The organism is Bacillus cereus group sp. BceL062 (assembly GCF_051780025.1).
Taxonomy (GTDB): domain Bacteria; phylum Bacillota; class Bacilli; order Bacillales; family Bacillaceae_G; genus Bacillus_A; species Bacillus_A toyonensis.
Window position 1 is genome coordinate 19564 of sequence record NZ_JBPWGY010000011.1, and the last position, 16648, is coordinate 36211.

Consider the following 16648-nt stretch of genomic DNA (forward strand, 5'->3'; position numbering starts at 1 on the left):
TTTAATGTTTTAAATGGTCTTCTTGATTAATTAAATGGCTGTATTTCGGATTATTTGTACGCATTTCATGAAGACGCGCTCCATGATTATTAATCCATGTTCTTACTACTTGCTCAGTCATTTCCTCCCCTTGATAACGACCTGATTTCGCATAAGTTGTTTGAAAATCTTCCCAAAGTAATTCAACCCACGCACGAGCTTGTCCGTAAGAAAGCTTGTCATTCTTGTCTAATAATTCTTTCGTTAATGCTTCATAAATATCATTCATGTTCTAATCTCCTTTTACCTATTTATCCCTTCATTTCTAAAGGATAGTTTCTTCTATTTTGCACATTCTATAAGTGATACTTCTTAAAGAGGTATCAACTGATGATGAGGAGGGCGTTCGCAATGGGTAAACAAGCCGAATTTTGGTCTGAGTCAAAAAACAACAGCAAAATCGACGGTCAGCCGAAAGCGAAATCACGCTTCGCTTCGAAACGACCTAACGGCACAATTAACACGCACCCACAAGAACGTATGCGTGCTGCAAATCAGCAGGAAGAGTAGTACAGGTACAGCCTAAAAAATTAACTTCCTACACGAGGTGATAAAGATGAGCTACCGTGATCGTTTAGATAGTCGTTCTGAATTATTTAACCATACGTGGACTCGTCCGAAACATGCGAAAGCGCAAGTTAACGGACAGACGCAACAAACCCAGTCTCTCATTATATTGGCCAACGAATGTAAAAAACGCCAATTTTAGAATCTCCTATCTCCTTTAACGCCTACCAAAGATGAAAACCAGAGAGATATTCGCTCTCTGGTTTTCATTTTTCTTGCAACAAGGAAATTGGTATCCCAATCTCTTCATTATCATTTTGCTTATAACCCCAAGCAAATACCCCATTGAAGTACGTAATTTTAAATAATACACCAGGTTCTTCTACTAATTCATATGTCTCACCAATATGGAATTTGTTTATATCAGTCATGTAAGCACGGGCCATGGCCATCTTTCTCATTAATACATCGAATTCATTTACAATTCCAAGTTGCTCAGCCTTTACTGCTTGCTCCTTCAAAGCGCCAATTTCTTCTCTAAGCTCATGCGGTGTCATTTCACTGTAGCGTTTTGGCATATTCATCTTATTATTCCCCTCATCCCTCTTCACGTTTCATTTGTAAAAATATTTCTATTTCATCAATAGAAAATCCTTTTCGATATAACGCTTGTTTCATCTTATTTTCGAATGTCCATCCATCATACTTCCTATATTTCTCATAATATTTATTCCCATGATAGTGTAAAGCTTCTTGTTGCTTTTCGTCATCTTTTTCGTCTTTCAATTCTTCCAAACAAATTTGAATCACGTCTCTAGAATATCCTTTACGAACAAGCATTTCATCTAACTTTAGCTTCATTTGTAAAAATGAATGCTTTTGATAAGATTTTTTCTTTTTTTCTACAAGAATCAAAGCATTTTCAATTTGCTTCTCCTTTGGATACTCTTGTAAACTATGTGTAATGATTAGATCCTGAACGCCTTTATTTAACAGCTCTCTTTTTATAACAGTTGGACCTTTTCGATTCACATTACTTTGCGTTCGCGTATATAAAATGGCATACTCTTTATCATTAATATATCGGTCATGTAATAATTTCGAAACGACTTCAGAGATGATGGCCTGTCCCACTTCTTTTTTTCGTAAAAAATCTTCTATTTCTTGTTTCGTTCTCATTTGATAGGATAAATAGGAGATTGCTTGTAAATATGCTTTTTGTACCTCTTCATTGAACAAAATATTGCCTAACTCTATTTCATCAATTTCTAAACCTTTTTGTAATCCATGTTTCATTAAGATTACTTGATCCACACTAAATCCGTACTCTTCACCTTGACCTTTATCAATATAAATATTAAATCGCTCTTTCGATCGTTTTTGCACTTCTATTTTTGTAATGACAGCCATACTCTCACCTCTCTATTATTTTAACATAGTCAAGGAACATTTTTGCTTTTCAAGAATATATATAATGAGGAGGAAATAATTATGAAAATTGCAATTTCTGGTGGTACTGGCTTTATCGGCAAATATCTATCTACTTTTTTCATTCAAAAAGGATACACAGTCTATATCCTTACCCGAAAAAATAAAATTGAAACTTCAAACCCTCACCTTCAATACGTACAATGGACACCAGATTTACCTACTTTCCCCCTCTCTTCTATTGATATAGTTATTAATCTAGCTGGAGAGTCAATCAATAGTAGATGGACAAAAAAACAAAAAGAAGCAATTTTAAACAGTAGAATTCAAGCGACAAGAGGACTTATTAAACAACTACAAACACTCAGCACAAAACCACATACATTTATTAACGCAAGTGCTATTGGATACTACGGAACTTCTGAAACAGAGTCTTTTACCGAGCAGCAAGAAACTCCCGGAAATGACTTTTTAGCAGCAACAGTATTTTTATGGGAGCAAGAAGCATGTAAAGCACGTTCTCTTGAAATCAGAACAATATACGCAAGATTCGGAGTCATATTAGGTGCAGACGGAGGTGCTCTTCCAAAGATGCTACTTCCCTATCAATTTTATATCGGAGGCACAATTGGATCTGGAAACCAATGGTTATCATGGATTCATATAGATGATGTCGTTCGCATGATTGATTTCATCATACACAAAGAAGAAATTAATGGTCCTCTTAATATTACAGCCCCGTTACCTATAAGAATGAAGGAATTTGGAGAAACCATGGCAACTATAATGAGAAAACCTCATTGGTTACCTGTCCCTTCATTTATGCTTCACGCTTTATTGGGTGAGATGAGTATACTTGTACTAAAAGGGCAACATGTATTACCTAGTAAAGCAATTGAACATGGGTACCAATACACATTTCCGACAATAGACCATGCATTACAAAATATACTTTCGCATACAATGTAGTACTTCTAAAACACAGTTTTACAAGGGGTTCCCTTTCAAAACTTTCATTTTCTAGGATTCAGAGCATTACTACACAAATAACCTTTCAGTTACTTTTTCTTCAATCACATTAATATTGTAAAGTAACAGAAATGAGGTACCTATGAAAATATTGCTCAAACAAGCCATTGTGTATCCTATTACATCTCCCAAGTTTCAAGGTGATGTACTCGTTATAGGAGAACGAATTGCTGAGGTCAAACCTTCTATTCAGCCTACTCAAGATATGACCGTTATAGATGCGCGAGCTCTTCATCTCTTACCTGGATTTATTGATGTCCATACTCACCTTGGTCTCTATGATGAAGGCACTGGTTGGGCTGGAAATGACGCTAATGAAACCTCTGAAGTTTCAACACCACATATCCGTTCTTTAGACGGAATCCATCCTTTTGATATCGCATTTCAAGACGCTGTACAAAACGGGATCACAACTGTTCACGTTATGCCTGGGAGTCAAAATATTATCGGCGGTACTACTTGTGTAATAAAAACTGCTGGAACTTGTATTGATCACATGATTATTCAAGAACCTGCTGGTTTAAAGATTGCCTTTGGAGAAAACCCTAAAAAGGTTCATAGTAATGGAACGAAAGAGTCCATAACACGCATGGGCATTATGGGGTTACTTCGGGAATCATTCTATGAAGCACAGCACTACGGGCATGAAGCTGATTTTCGAATGCTCCCTATTTTAAAAGCATTACGCCGCGAAATACCGGTACGTATCCACGCTCACCGTGCTGACGATATTAGTTCTGCTTTACGCTTTGCAACAGAATTCAATCTTGATTTACGTATTGAGCATTGTACAGAAGGACACTTTATTGTTGAAGAGCTTTCAAAACACAATTTAAAAGTTTCAGTTGGTCCCACTCTTACACGCCGGTCTAAAATCGAACTAAAAAACAAAACATGGGATACTTACCATATATTATCTAAAAATGGAGTAGAAGTTTCTATAACAACTGATCACCCTTATACACCAATTCAATATTTAAATGTTTGTGCTGCTGTCGCAGTAAGGGAAGGATTAGACGAGAAAACTGCATTGGAAGGAATCACTATATTTCCAGCGAAAAATTTGCGTTTAGAGGATAGAATTGGAAGCATTGAGGTTGGAAAAGACGCTGATCTCGTGTTATGGACACATCATCCTTTCCATTATTTAGCCAAGCCTGTACTAACTATGATTGACGGAAAAATAATTTACAAAAAAAATAAAAAAAACTAGTTTATTTTTTTGACTAGATAAAGTATTATACGATTATAAACTGAATGAAACCATAATCAATTTGTGTCGTGATTATCATTTTCAAATTGATGAATGGGGAAGGCAAATGGTGCGCCACCAGCGTTATAAACTGGTTCTAGTGGGTTCGATTCCCACCCCGAAATTTTTTAAAGATTGATATAAAAATTTCGAGGGTGGGGTGCTTTTTCGTCATGCTACCCTCGTGTGAGGAGGAGTTAGTGTGTTGAAAAAACGCGACTTACACGACAGCCACGTTCTATACGAGTTAATGGTGGATCCAGCTGTCTTCCCTTTTGTGCGTCAAAAGGCCTATTCTTATGAGGAATATTTATTTTTAACGAAACAAACCATTGAAGCCGAAGAGCGTGGAGAGTTAATTTCACGCACAATTTTAGATGAATGGGGTAACCCTATCGGAACAATTACTTTATTTGATGTGCAAGAAAAAGCTGGATTCCTTGGAACATGGCTTGGAAAACCATACCATGGAAAAGGCTATAATAAATTGGCGAAAGATTCATTTTTTAGCGAACTTTTCTATGAGTTAGATATTGAAACCATCTTTATGCGTATTCGCAAAATAAATATTCGTTCTATTAAAGCTGCCGAAAAACTACAATATGTGAATCTAGCAAATGAAACGAGAAAAGCCGTTTATGATGAAATTAACGTAAATGAAGAAGTATATAATCTATATGAAATTCCAAAAGATCAATATACACTTGCAACAATGCGTGATACAACATTCCAAGACGCCCACCACTTAAAAGAAGCGTAATCTAAATTTTTAGAAATAATAATTAATCATTAACCGTTTGGCATATATGTATATCACCCCATGTCTTTGGAAACGATAGATAGTGACTTTAGGACACGAGGTGATTTGTAATGGATAAAAAGAAACGTGACAAAGCGAAAAATACATTATCTAGTACACAAGAAGTTCTATACCAACGAGAATTTCGAAAAGCAGATCGTGCAGCGGGATATCGCTCAAAAAGTATTTAAAGTGAAAATGAATAATTAGAAGTTTTCCCCCCCTAATTATTCATTTTCATTACATAATTTTCCCGACTGACAGAAATAACCTAAAAGAGTTCCCTTATACATAAGGGAACTCTTTTGTTGTGGACAACTTTATCCACAACATCGATATGATTGTGAATATTTTTCTAAAAACTTTGATATTTTTATATATTTTCGCACATATCAACTACTGGAATTGTGGATATTTTTCTAAAAATTGTGGACAATGTGGATATAGTTGTTAATATTCCGACTTTACCGTCTAATGAAAGCGCATCCCTTTGTGGATAAAGTGAAGGCTTTTACGGGAAGCTATCTCCCGCCTAACGTCCTCGCATTCGCCCAATTTCAAGATGGGAGTCTTACTTCCCTCAAATAGCCGGATAAAGGAATCTTTACAATAAAAGGAACCCTCTTTAAACATATAAAAGAGGGTTACATATTAAGTAAATGATTCTGCAAGAGCAGGTGATTTCATAGGTATATGATTCGGCTCTGCATGATTTTCTTCCAAAATTGTATCCACGATATGACATGCCGGTTCAGGACGATAAATATTTTTCATTGCTTCTTTCATTTGGAGAAGCTTCATATCATCTTGTAATAACGCCTCTGTTTTTGCAAAAACCTCACTGTCATCACGGATTACAACTGCAGCTCCTTTTTTTTCAAAATACAACGCATTTTCATTTTCTTGTCCTGGGACAGGCTTATATAAAATGACAGGTACTTGTAATGCTGCTGCTTCGCTTAATGTAATACCACCTGGCTTCGTAATCATACAAGAAGTAACACGGAATAACTCATCAATGTTTTCAACATAACCAAATACTTTTAAAGCATCCGAATTTTGTTCCTGTAATCCTAATAAATCCTGTTTTAAAGCTTCATTTTTTCCGCAAACGACAACTACTTGTAAATTAGGTACGGCCATAAATGACTGGCATAGTTCTTTTACACTTCCTAATACCCCATGAGCACCTGCTACAATTAGTAAAATCTTTTTATTCTTACATAACTGATACTTATTATATATAATGTCTTGATTTATCTTTAGCTCAAAACTATTGCGAATTGGAATTCCAGTTTCAACAATTTGTTCCGCAGGTACACCAATATCAACCATCACCTTTTTCACGTGATCAGTTGCTACAAAATAACGATCTACTTCACGATGAATCCATATTTTATGCACACAAAAATCCGTCAACACATTATAAACAGGGATTGAAATACCTGTTTGCTTTTTCAACTCAGGTACAGCTATGATTGGAAAGGTATTAATAACGATATCCGGTTTCTCCACTTGTAAAAGTGATTTCAAACGTTTCCTTCCAAAATTTGCGTACCAAGATGCTATTTTTTTATCATAAATTTTTTCTACCCCGTAATAAAACAAACGATATAATTCTTTTCCTATTGTATAACTTTTTAAATATAAATATTTTGTAATGTCAGTTATAAATGGATGTGATTCTCCAAACAAGTCGCATACAATTACATTTTCAATTCCTTTTTGGCGAAATGTTTGTTCTAATGTTTTCGCTACTTGCACATGACCATTACCGTAATGTGCAGTTAAAATTAAAACCTTGGGGTTTTTTATCAAACAAATCCACTCCTAGCTTTTTGTTTCTCCATATTGCATATACGACAATAGGAAAAACATTTTCCTTAAACATTACATACTTGGATTCCAATATTCCCCTGTTAGCTATGTACCTGTCGTGGATATGCAAAGCATATAAGATTGACCCCTTAATCCTATCCGTGCTCATATCTTTACATTATACTTTCCTATAAGAGCTTTCGCAATAACTTACAAATGTTCTCTATTCCATGATACTCACTCTTTTACTTCTTAATTCTTTTTACTATTTTGATTTCCCTTTACAATTATGTAAATTTCTCCACTTATTCCTTACAAAAATATGGATATTCTTTTTTCAGTATACTCTTTTCTATATATATACTCTAGGTTTTATTGTAAAGAAAGCAAAAAGTCTAATCCAATATTTGGATTAGACTACTTTTAAAATATGTCTCGCTTGTTCTACATTTTTTTCCGTAGGTGGTTCTACATTTGCGAGTGGATATTTATGCCCAAGCGCCTCCCATTTATATACACCAAGCTTATGATATGGTAGCACTTCAACTTTCTGAACATTAGACAGACTTTGAATAAAGCTAGATAATTTTTGCAGATCCTCTTCATTATCAGTAACACCTGGAACTAATACATGTCGTACCCAAATCGGTTTATTCTTATCCGATAAATAACGAGCAAATTGTAAAATATGTTCATTTGGTTTCCCTGTTAATTTACGATGTTTCTTTGAATCAATATGTTTCAAATCCAATAAAACTAAATCTGTATAATCCATTAATTTATCCAACTTTTGCTGGAATTCTGGCTCTTCAGAATAACAACCTCCAGAAGAATCAATTGTTGTATGAATTCCAACTTCCTTACATTTCTTAAATAATTCAATTAAGAAATCTAACTGTAATAATGGTTCTCCACCACTAACTGTTATACCGCCTCCAGAAGCTTCAATAAATGGAAGGTAACATGTCACATCCTGCATTACTTCTTCAACTGTTATTTCTTTTCCTTTACCGATCTCCCACGTATCAGCATTATGGCAATATTGACAACGTAATAAACACCCTTGTGTAAATATGACATAACGAATCCCTGGGCCATCAACAGTACCACAAGACTCTACAGAATGTATTCTTCCTTTTACCATGTTACTTCCTCCTTTATTGAAACAGCCTCCCTCCACTACATATTAAAAGCGGAGGGATACTTTTTTCACTTACATGCTTTCATGCATTGTACGGTTAATTACATCAATTTGTTGTTCACGAGTTAATTTAATAAAGTTAACAGCGTAACCAGATACACGAATTGTTAATTGTGGATATTTTTCAGGGTGCTCCATTGCATCCATTAATGTTTCACGATTAAATACGTTAATATTTAAGTGATGTCCTTCTTTTATTGCATAACCATCAAGCATAGATACTAAGTTGCGTACTTGTACATCATCTTCTTTACCAAGTGCTTTTGGAATAATAGAGAATGTATTGGAAATACCATCTTGTGCATCTTCATATGGTAATTTAGCTACAGATAATAGTGATGCTAATGCACCTTTTGTATCACGACCATGCATTGGGTTTGCGCCCGGTGCAAATGGTTCTCCAGTACGACGGCCATCTGGAGTATTACCAGTTTTCTTACCGTATACGACGTTAGATGTAATTGTTAAGATTGACATTGTATGAACAGAATTTCTGTATGTTTTATGCTTACGAAGTTTATTCATAAATGTTTTCACAAGATTTACTGCGATTTCATCTACACGATCATCGTTGTTACCGTATTTAGGGAAATCACCTTCAATTTCAAAGTCAACTGCAATACCATTTTCATCACGAATTGGTTTTACTTTTCCGTATTTAATTGCACTCAATGAGTCTGCTACTACAGACAATCCTGCGATACCTGTCGCCATTGTACGAAGAACATTTGTATCATGAAGCGCCATTTCAATACGCTCGTAGCTATATTTATCGTGCATATAGTGGATAACGTTTAATGTATTTAAATATAGACCTGCTAACCATTCCATTGTCATATCAAACTTATGCATAACTTCTTCATAATCTAATACTTCAGAAGTAATTGGTGCGTACTCAGGACCAACTTGAGCTTTAGATTTTTCATCTTTACCGCCGTTAATCGCATATAGTAATGCTTTCGCTAAGTTTGCACGTGCGCCGAAGAACTGCATTTGTTTACCGATTCTCATTGCAGATACACAACAAGCAATACCGTAGTCATCACCGTAGTCAGCACGCATAATGTCATCATTTTCATATTGAATTGCTGATGTTTTAATAGACATTTTTGCACAGTAGTTTTTAAAGTTCTCTGGTAATTGTTTAGACCAAAGAACTGTTAAGTTTGGTTCTGGAGCTGGTCCTAAATTATCTAATGTATGCAAGAAACGGAATGAGTTCTTTGTTACTAATGGACGACCATCTAAAGCCATACCACCGATAGATTCAGTTACCCAAGTTGGGTCACCAGAGAATAATTCATTATAATCAGGTGTTCTTGCGAATTTCACAAGACGTAATTTCATAATGAAGTGATCCACGATTTCTTGTACTTCTTCTTCTGTTAAAGTACCATTTTCTAAATCTCTTTCAATGTAAATATCTAAGAATGTAGAAGTACGTCCAAGACTCATTGCAGCTCCGTTTTGCTCTTTAATCGCTGCAAGATATGCGAAGTATAACCATTGGAAAGCTTCTTGTGTATTTGTTGCTGGTTTAGAAATATCAAAACCATGAGAAGAAGCCATTTGTTTTAATTCTTGAAGTGCACGCATTTGCTCAGATAACTCTTCGCGTAAACGCATTGTCTCTTCGCTCATTACACCACCAGTTAAATTAAAATCAGCTTTTTTCGCTTCAATTAAATGATCTATACCATATAGCGCTACTCGGCGGTAATCACCGATAATACGTCCACGTCCATATGCATCTGGAAGACCAGTAATAACACCTGATTTACGAGCCGCTTTCATTTCTGGTGTATATGCATCAAATACACCTTGATTATGAGTTTTACGCCAGTCTCTGAAAATCTTACTAAGTTCTTTATCCATTTCGTATCCATAAGATTCACAAGCTTGTTCCGCCATACGAATACCACCATATGGTTGTAATGAACGTTTAAATGGCTTATCAGTTTGGAAACCGACTACTTTTTCAATATCTTTATTTAAATATCCTGGTTCATGTGATGTAATAGAAGAAACAATTTTTGTATCCATATCAAGAACGCCACCGTTTTCACGTTCTTTTGTTGTTAAATCCATTACTTGATCCCAAAGTGTTTTCGTTGCTTCAGTTGCTCCCGCTAAGAAAGATTCGTCCCCTTCGAAAACGTTTACATTATTTAAAATGAAATCGCGAACATCAATCTCTGCTTTCCATTTTTCACCTTTAAAGTTTTCCCATGCGTTTTTTACATTTTCTAATATTTGAGTCATCCTAATCTCCTCCATTTTTGATTAGTACAGGAATAAGATTTTTTATATAACAGCTTACACACTTAGAATACTACTTTTTTGCGAAAGTGAACGAAATAGTTGTGACATGTTTGTGAAATGTTGAGCAAACTACTGTATGCATAGTGTTAACTTCGCTCAAAAGTCTTTATAATTAACCCTTTCTTTAATTGTATTTTTTTGGTACCCTTATATACGAGTCCTATTTTGTAATATAAGAACAATACCCATTGTAGAGCTGTAATACTCTTATCTCCTAATCTGTTATAGTTTTTATAACGGAACAAAAAAGTGTACATATGTTGTACACTTTTTTTGTTACCTATAAAACATCTCTTTTTCTATTTCCATCATAGAATCCACCCCGACTGCCCTTTAATGCAATTAATTGCTCTAATCCTTCGATATGATCACCAATAATTCGAAGTACAGCTGGAGGATGTCCTATTTTTGCAAAATGTTCACTGGGACGAATACGGTTCATTTTATCGACCTCAACACGACTGACACATGCAATTTCGAATCCTGAAAGAACAGCTTTCACTTGCGCTACACAAGGTGACAGTAAAGATCTATATCCTATTGCTTTCAAACACGTCCTACTAAATGCATTAGGTACGGCAATAAGAGAGCCTACTCCTAAATCTTTTCTATCACAAGCTAAATTTAACGCATATTTAAATGCAGTTACGAGATGAAGTGGTACTCTTAAATCTAAATAATGATTTAGATCATTTAATGCGACATCTTGCCCATCTGCAATAGCTTTTGCAAAAGGATATAGCTCACTAGCTGGAATAACAAAATCACCGTCTATAAATAACACAATTTCTCCTTTTGCAAAATAAGTTGCAAGCGAACGCCCCACATCGTTTCCGAGTGCTTCTTTATATATAATTGTTGTTGCTCCTTTTTCTTTTGCAATTGTTGCCGTTTTATCTGACGAACCATTTACAACAACGATGATTTCAAAAGGTTCAATTTTACGAAGCTCCTCTATAACGTTTCCAATTGTTTTCTCTTCATCTTGTACAGGAATAATTACCGATAATTGCTTTCCTTTATACAAATTAGATGTAACGCCCCATCCTTGATAAAAATCTTCAAAATTTAAAGTATGATAGACACTCTCTCTTTTCCGATTTCCATCATAATATCCTCCACGCTCATCGCTGCCTATTATCCGCTCCGCTACAGCTTCTATATGGTCACCTATCATTCGTTTTTCAGCTTGTGCAAGATCCGTGCCATATGCTGCATGCTCGAGTGGCCGAAATTTATTCGGCGTAATAACGTCAATTGCACAATGACGACTAATTTTCCATTTACTTTGTGCTAAGCGTAAATGAGCTACAATAGGATTAACAAAACATTCATATCCAATACTTTGAACGACTTCTTTCGTCAACGCATGAGGTACAGATAATAAAGAATCAATTTTTAATTCTTCGCGCTCTAACATTGCATTTAATATTTGGCGCCATACTGTAACGGAATGTGGTTTTTGTTTTTTTAAAAATAATGCATCCAAATTATTTAAAACGATGTCAGCCTGATCATGTAAAATCGGATTAAGAAATAATTGCAATTTTGAAGTTTGAATAGCGAAATCTCCATCTATAAACAGTAATACATCACCTATCGCATGTTTTGCACCAACTGCGCGGCCAACGTCGTTACCAAGTGACTCTTTATTCTGAATTACTCTACATCCTAAACTCTCAGCAACCCCTTCTGTACCATCATTACAACCATTAGCTACTACAATAATCTCTACTGGATTGAATGGCTTTACCGATTGAATCACGTCTGAAATCGTATCCACTTCATTACATACGGGAATAATAACCGATAATGACTTAGCCATTGTTTTCTTCACGAAACCATTTAATAGTTTCTTTCAATCCTTGTTCCCACGTTATTGTCGCTTGAAATTGAACAAGTTCTCTTAATTTTGTTACGTCTGGTCTTCTATTTGGAATTTCCTCAAAACCATGTGGATATACTTTTTCAAAAGGAACTTGTACAATTTTTGAAGAAGAATTTGTTAGTTTTTTGATTACTTCTGCTACTTCTTTAATATTTTTTTCATTCTCAGAACCTATATTAATAATCTCACCATTTACATTCTCATCCATTGCTCGAATCGTTGCCTCTACTGCATCACTTACGTACGTAAAGCAACGTGTCTGCTTTCCATCGCCATATACGAGAATGTCTTCACCTTGCAAAGCCGCACGGATAAATCGTGGGATTACCCCTGCATACGGACCATCTTTCGCTCTTGGACCATAAATATTAAAATAACGAACAATCGTTACCGGTAAACCTTCTAATGCGTATCCTAAACATAATGTCTCTTCTAACGTTTTACAAACTGCATAACTCCAGCGTATTTTAGAAGTTGCCCCGTATAATCGATCTCCTTCTTCAGAGAAAGGTGGCTTGCCCTTACCATATACTTCTGAAGTAGACGCAAAGACTACTTTTTTCTTGCCTTTTAATGCTGCTTGTAAAATGTTTCTCGTTCCATCAAAATTTGTTTCAATGAGTTCTATACTTTTTTCCATTGTCGTTTTAACACCTAATATTGCTGCCAAATGGAATACTACATCGTGTTGATTTACTAATTCATCGATTGCCTTTTTGTCTAAAACACTGATTGGAATAACTGGAATCTCTTTCATTAACTCATTATGATATTTATTTTTCCCTTTATAGAAGTTATCCACAATTGTGACTCCATAACCTCTTTTCACCAATTCTTCAGCTAGATGTGATCCAATAAATCCTGCTCCACCTGTAATTAAACATTTCTTACTCATGCACTCACCTTCTTTATAATTCCACGTGTATCGATTACTCGCTTTATTCTTTTAAAAAGCTCCCAATCGATATTAGAGTGATCAGTTAAAATTAATATACAATCTGCTTGTTTAACCTTTTTTTCATCCAAGGAAACAGATTGATACACCCTATCTCCAATTTCCGCAGAAGAAATATATGGATCATGGTATTCTATCTCGTATCCTTCTTTTATTAGTAATTGAATAATTGGCAATGCTGGTGATTCTCTCAAATCATTTACATCTTTCTTATACGCAATCCCTACAATTAAAACCGTTGCGGGTGATTGCACCATGCCTTTTACCTTTCCGACTATTTTCTCTGGCATTTCTTCATTAATTACATGTGCCGCCTCAATTAATTGACTAATAGCCCCATTTTTCTTTATTCTCCATTGAAAATATAAAGGATCTACAGGAATACAATGTCCTCCTATTCCTGGTCCTGGCCAATACGGAGTAAATCCAAACGGTTTTGTAGATGCAGCTTCAAGCGCCTCATAAAAATTAATATTCAAACTTTCACATAGCATATTTAACTCATTTACTAACGAAATGTTAACTAAACGCTGAATATTTTCAAATAGCTTACACATCTCCGCTACTTTTGGAGAACTAACAGGAACAACTACATCGAAGATAGTGCTATACAAATCCTGTACCTTTTGTTTACATTGTTCTGTTTGTCCACTAATAACCTTTGGAATCGATTGAACTGAATATTGACTATTTGCCGGATCAATTCTCTCCGGTGAATAACCAATATAATAATCCACTCCTACCTTTTTACCAGTTTGAGAAATAATAGGAATGATAACTTCCTCAAGTGTACCTGGATATGTGGAGCTTTCAAAAATGAAGGTTTGTCCTTTTTGAAGGTTTTGTTGTATATAATGCGAAGCTGAAATGAGAGCACTTAAATCCGGTTCTCTTTGCTCATTAATTGGAGTCGGGACAGTAACAATAACATAATCACTCTTTTTGAACTCAGTAACACCTTTATCTGGTGTATTTACTAGTAAGCTTTTTTTAGTTAATAAACTTTGTAACGCTTTAGAAGAAACATCTGGAATATAACTTTCTCCTTTTATAATCGATTCTATTTTCCTAGTATCTTTATCTAGTCCAAGTACTGTATGTCCTCTTTCTGCGAAATGGACCGCTAAAGGAAGACCAACATACCCTAATCCAATAATAGCTACTTTACTACTAGCATTCATCTGTATTCTTTTCTTCCTTTCTCAATTGTTGAATAATATCTCTATCCCGTTCTCCATCTGTAAAACTCCCGCGTTCGTCTGTATATTGTAATAGATAAGCAATCGCCTCAAGTTGATCACCGAAAATACGGTCAAATGCTGGAATACGTCCATTAACAAATCCATGTTGCTCTGGGCGTACTCGATTTGTTTTTATAACATCTACAAATTGTACTGCTGTAATAGAGAATCCCTCCAAAATAGCTTTCATTTGAGCTAATGGCGGGATAATGAGAGAGTCATATCCAATTTTATCTATTACCTTCTTATGCATAGCATGTGGCACTGCCGTTAGTGAGTTATTCCATAAATCTGGTCGTTTCGCTACTAAATTTACAAAGTATTTTCCCATACTAATTGGATCCGCGGGATGAAACATATCTAATAAACATTGCAAATCATTTAATGCCATATCACTCCCATCTTCAATAGCATGCAAAAAGGGAGTTAGTTTTTTTGCTGGAATAGCAAAATCACCATCAACAAATAAACAAATATCAGCTGTAGCATGCATGGCTCCTATCGCTCGCGCTACATTATGTCCAAGCGCCTCCCCGAATTCAACAACAATAACATTCTCTAGCTGTGCCTGTTTAATAGTCTCGATATCCGCTCCATTCGCAACAACAATAATTTCATCTACTCCTGCTTTTTTCACTTCTTGTATAACAGATTTTATAGTCATCTTTTCTTCTGACACTGGTATAATCGCACTATATTTCGCTTTTTCCTTCTTTAATACAACTGGTTTATATTTCCCTATAAACTCTCTATCTCTGTTTCCCTCCGAAAAACCACCGCGTTTACCATACATTTCAATTACATATTGCAAAGCACGTAAATGATCACCCATAATACGACTAGTCGCTTTCGGATAAGGAGAACCAGGTGATGTTCCCGTATGCACAGGACGAACCTTATTTGTATGAATTACATCGACCGAAGCCATATCGACAATATCTACTCCTCTAGACATCGCCATCGCTTGAAATAATGCTGGATCTGCTAAATTCCACCACCCAAGTTTCTCAATAACTGCCCTACTCATCGCATGTGGAATTGCGATTAAAGATCCAACAACAAGCTCCTTTTTATTCAAATAGCGATTCAACATGAATTTTCCAACTGTCGTATAATGTGGTCTCATCTTTAAATAAACCGACCATGTTAAATTATTCACAACAATTTGGTGCCCCTGCCGAATCCCTTTCACGAAACTTTGTAACTCTTTACTCTCAATAACGATGTCACCATCTAAAAACAAGACAATTTCACCTTTTGCTTCTCTTGCTCCAATTGCCCGTCCCACATCATTGCCAAGAGAATGTTTATAATAAATCACATGACAATGATGTTGTATTGCTATTTCTTTCGTCCCATCTGTCGATCCATTATCTACTACGATAATTTCATACGGCTTCAGCTTCTCCGCTTCTACTAAAACTTGAGATAACGTACTTGCTTCATTATGCGCCGGAATAACAACTGATACTCTCATACTTGTATCACGCTTACCCTTCCAAGCGAACATAGGCAATAATAGGAGTACGCACAATTACATCTTCCGGTGGTCCATAGGAAGGAGAAGTACGAACACTTACTGCCCCGTCTGTCACAGATAAAAGAATGCCTGCAACAATTTCTACAGCTGTCACAACTTGCACTAACTCACCAACATGGTTACGCAGTTCATCAGTAAATAACATATATAACTCTCCTTTCTTACACTTCTTTAATTGATATAATACTTGTAAATGGTAATAAAACTTCAGTTCCTATTCCTTCTTGCAGTGTTAAGAAATCGTCGCCAACTGCTACAATAACACCTGTTAACTGCCCAACCGTCACAGTAATTTCGACGTTTTTACCTAAATATTGCTTTGCAATTTCTTTAAACGGTGATGTATTACATTCTTTTAAAATGTTACAAATAATCGATTGAAATTGACTTGATTTAATAAATTCTTCTGTAGCTTGCTTAGAATTTCTTTGAATAAATCTCGCAAAGTTTTGCGAAAATAAAAGTCGTTCCACAGCAGGCAGTAACTTGTCATCTAAAAAATAACCTAATTGTCTATTAAACAGTCGGGATAATTTATGCCAATATTTTCTGAACAGACACATACACTTCTCCTCCTATTTATTTTTAAAATATAAAAATACATTCATACATCTTAATGTATACAAAGC

The 16648-nt window shown here is 35.4% G+C and carries 18 protein-coding genes and 1 pseudogene; 6 read left to right on the forward strand and 13 right to left on the reverse strand.

Features of this window, described 5'->3' with window-relative positions:
* Position 1: 1 nt before the first annotated feature.
* Positions 2-268 carry a YfhJ family protein gene (locus tag ACS2MN_RS22885; RefSeq protein ID WP_000998161.1) on the reverse strand — a complete coding sequence of 89 codons (267 nt, stop codon included), beginning with the start codon at positions 266-268 and terminating at the stop codon, positions 2-4.
* 122 nt (positions 269-390) lie between these two features.
* Between ACS2MN_RS22885 and ACS2MN_RS22890 the strand changes: the two genes are divergently transcribed.
* Together ACS2MN_RS22890 and ACS2MN_RS22895 are read left to right on the forward strand one after the other, a co-directional pair.
* Positions 391-549: a small, acid-soluble spore protein K gene (locus ACS2MN_RS22890; protein WP_000517891.1), complete on the forward strand. Its 159-nt coding sequence runs from the start codon at positions 391-393 to the stop codon at positions 547-549.
* 46 nt (positions 550-595) lie between these two features.
* Entirely contained in the window at positions 596-748 is a 153-nt protein-coding gene (locus tag ACS2MN_RS22895) for a YpzG family protein (protein ID WP_000122093.1), read from the forward strand.
* Positions 749-812: 64 nt separating this feature from the next.
* Here ACS2MN_RS22895 and ACS2MN_RS22900 read toward each other — a convergent pair whose 3' ends face one another.
* Both ACS2MN_RS22900 and recX read right to left on the reverse strand, forming a co-directional pair.
* Positions 813-1130, reverse strand: a complete 318-nt coding sequence (locus tag ACS2MN_RS22900; protein ID WP_001057020.1) for a YfhH family protein — start codon at positions 1128-1130, stop codon at positions 813-815.
* 13 nt (positions 1131-1143) lie between these two features.
* Positions 1144-1956, reverse strand: a complete 813-nt coding sequence (gene recX / locus ACS2MN_RS22905) for a recombination regulator RecX (RefSeq protein ID WP_000268510.1) — start codon at positions 1954-1956, stop codon at positions 1144-1146.
* Positions 1957-2037: 81 nt separating this feature from the next.
* Between recX and ACS2MN_RS22910 the strand changes: the two genes are divergently transcribed.
* From ACS2MN_RS22910 to ACS2MN_RS22925, 4 genes are all read left to right on the forward strand, one after another.
* A complete protein-coding gene (locus ACS2MN_RS22910; RefSeq protein WP_346995002.1) occupies positions 2038-2943 on the forward strand; it encodes a TIGR01777 family oxidoreductase in 906 nt (301 codons plus the stop codon).
* A gap of 142 nt (positions 2944-3085) precedes the next feature.
* Entirely contained in the window at positions 3086-4216 is a 1131-nt protein-coding gene (locus tag ACS2MN_RS22915) for an amidohydrolase (RefSeq protein WP_000698288.1), read from the forward strand.
* A 241-nt stretch (positions 4217-4457) separates the two neighbouring features.
* Positions 4458-5015, forward strand: coding sequence for a GNAT family N-acetyltransferase (locus tag ACS2MN_RS22920; protein WP_000914740.1), 558 nt, complete (start codon positions 4458-4460; stop codon positions 5013-5015).
* A gap of 110 nt (positions 5016-5125) precedes the next feature.
* Complete coding sequence (locus tag ACS2MN_RS22925; protein ID WP_000358484.1) at positions 5126-5245, forward strand: YfhE family protein; 120 nt, start codon at positions 5126-5128, stop codon at positions 5243-5245.
* 460 nt (positions 5246-5705) lie between these two features.
* Here the strand turns inward: ACS2MN_RS22925 and ACS2MN_RS22930 are convergent, their stop codons facing one another.
* From ACS2MN_RS22930 to ACS2MN_RS22975, 10 genes and pseudogenes are all read right to left on the reverse strand, one after another.
* Positions 5706-6872, reverse strand: coding sequence for a diglucosyl diacylglycerol synthase (locus tag ACS2MN_RS22930; protein WP_000594698.1), 1167 nt, complete (start codon positions 6870-6872; stop codon positions 5706-5708).
* A 412-nt stretch (positions 6873-7284) separates the two neighbouring features.
* The gene (gene pflA / locus ACS2MN_RS22935) at positions 7285-8016 is read right to left on the reverse strand and encodes a pyruvate formate-lyase-activating protein (protein ID WP_000238485.1); all 732 of its coding nucleotides are present in this window, start codon (positions 8014-8016) and stop codon (positions 7285-7287) included.
* Between the two features lie 69 nt (positions 8017-8085).
* A complete protein-coding gene (gene pflB, locus ACS2MN_RS22940; protein ID WP_000192129.1) occupies positions 8086-10335 on the reverse strand; it encodes a formate C-acetyltransferase in 2250 nt (749 codons plus the stop codon).
* 146 nt (positions 10336-10481) lie between these two features.
* Positions 10482-10707 (reverse strand): annotated as a pseudogene (locus ACS2MN_RS22945) (hypothetical protein).
* On the reverse strand, positions 10676-12220 hold the full coding sequence (locus ACS2MN_RS22950; protein ID WP_001130015.1) for a glycosyltransferase family 2 protein: 1545 nt from the start codon (positions 12218-12220) through the stop codon (positions 10676-10678). Before ACS2MN_RS22950 ends, ACS2MN_RS22945 begins: the two are co-directional and overlap by 32 nt.
* On the reverse strand, positions 12213-13178 hold the full coding sequence (locus ACS2MN_RS22955) for an NAD-dependent epimerase/dehydratase family protein (protein WP_000037046.1): 966 nt from the start codon (positions 13176-13178) through the stop codon (positions 12213-12215). The genes ACS2MN_RS22950 and ACS2MN_RS22955 overlap by 8 nt, the downstream gene beginning before the upstream one ends.
* Positions 13175-14419 (reverse strand): nucleotide sugar dehydrogenase, encoded by a 1245-nt coding sequence (locus ACS2MN_RS22960; protein ID WP_346995001.1) that lies wholly within the window; start codon positions 14417-14419, stop codon positions 13175-13177. The genes ACS2MN_RS22955 and ACS2MN_RS22960 overlap by 4 nt, the downstream gene beginning before the upstream one ends.
* Positions 14409-15956, reverse strand: coding sequence for a glycosyltransferase family 2 protein (locus tag ACS2MN_RS22965; RefSeq protein WP_087948859.1), 1548 nt, complete (start codon positions 15954-15956; stop codon positions 14409-14411). The genes ACS2MN_RS22960 and ACS2MN_RS22965 overlap by 11 nt, the downstream gene beginning before the upstream one ends.
* Positions 15957-15969: 13 nt before the next feature.
* A complete protein-coding gene (locus ACS2MN_RS22970; RefSeq protein WP_000899471.1) occupies positions 15970-16164 on the reverse strand; it encodes a hypothetical protein in 195 nt (64 codons plus the stop codon).
* Between the two features lie 16 nt (positions 16165-16180).
* A complete protein-coding gene (locus ACS2MN_RS22975; RefSeq protein WP_000335538.1) occupies positions 16181-16582 on the reverse strand; it encodes a hypothetical protein in 402 nt (133 codons plus the stop codon).
* Positions 16583-16648 lie beyond the last annotated feature (66 nt).

Bases quoted from the DNA above. Each gene is read 5' to 3' on its own strand.
- ACS2MN_RS22885 (WP_000998161.1), bottom strand. From the start codon at position 268: ATGAATGATATTTATGAAGCATTAACGAAAGAATTATTAGACAAGAAT.
- ACS2MN_RS22890 (WP_000517891.1), top strand. From the start codon at position 391: ATGGGTAAACAAGCCGAATTTTGGTCTGAGTCAAAAAACAACAGCAAA.
- ACS2MN_RS22895 (WP_000122093.1), top strand. From the start codon at position 596: ATGAGCTACCGTGATCGTTTAGATAGTCGTTCTGAATTATTTAACCAT.
- ACS2MN_RS22900 (WP_001057020.1), bottom strand. From the start codon at position 1,130: ATGAATATGCCAAAACGCTACAGTGAAATGACACCGCATGAGCTTAGA.
- recX (WP_000268510.1), bottom strand. From the start codon at position 1,956: ATGGCTGTCATTACAAAAATAGAAGTGCAAAAACGATCGAAAGAGCGA.
- ACS2MN_RS22910 (WP_346995002.1), top strand. From the start codon at position 2,038: ATGAAAATTGCAATTTCTGGTGGTACTGGCTTTATCGGCAAATATCTA.
- ACS2MN_RS22915 (WP_000698288.1), top strand. From the start codon at position 3,086: ATGAAAATATTGCTCAAACAAGCCATTGTGTATCCTATTACATCTCCC.
- ACS2MN_RS22925 (WP_000358484.1), top strand. From the start codon at position 5,126: ATGGATAAAAAGAAACGTGACAAAGCGAAAAATACATTATCTAGTACA.
- pflA (WP_000238485.1), bottom strand. From the start codon at position 8,016: ATGGTAAAAGGAAGAATACATTCTGTAGAGTCTTGTGGTACTGTTGAT.
- pflB (WP_000192129.1), bottom strand. From the start codon at position 10,335: ATGACTCAAATATTAGAAAATGTAAAAAACGCATGGGAAAACTTTAAA.
- ACS2MN_RS22950 (WP_001130015.1), bottom strand. From the start codon at position 12,220: ATGGCTAAGTCATTATCGGTTATTATTCCCGTATGTAATGAAGTGGAT.
- ACS2MN_RS22955 (WP_000037046.1), bottom strand. From the start codon at position 13,178: ATGAGTAAGAAATGTTTAATTACAGGTGGAGCAGGATTTATTGGATCA.
- ACS2MN_RS22960 (WP_346995001.1), bottom strand. From the start codon at position 14,419: ATGAATGCTAGTAGTAAAGTAGCTATTATTGGATTAGGGTATGTTGGT.
- ACS2MN_RS22965 (WP_087948859.1), bottom strand. From the start codon at position 15,956: ATGAGAGTATCAGTTGTTATTCCGGCGCATAATGAAGCAAGTACGTTA.
- ACS2MN_RS22970 (WP_000899471.1), bottom strand. From the start codon at position 16,164: ATGTTATTTACTGATGAACTGCGTAACCATGTTGGTGAGTTAGTGCAA.
- ACS2MN_RS22975 (WP_000335538.1), bottom strand. From the start codon at position 16,582: ATGTGTCTGTTCAGAAAATATTGGCATAAATTATCCCGACTGTTTAAT.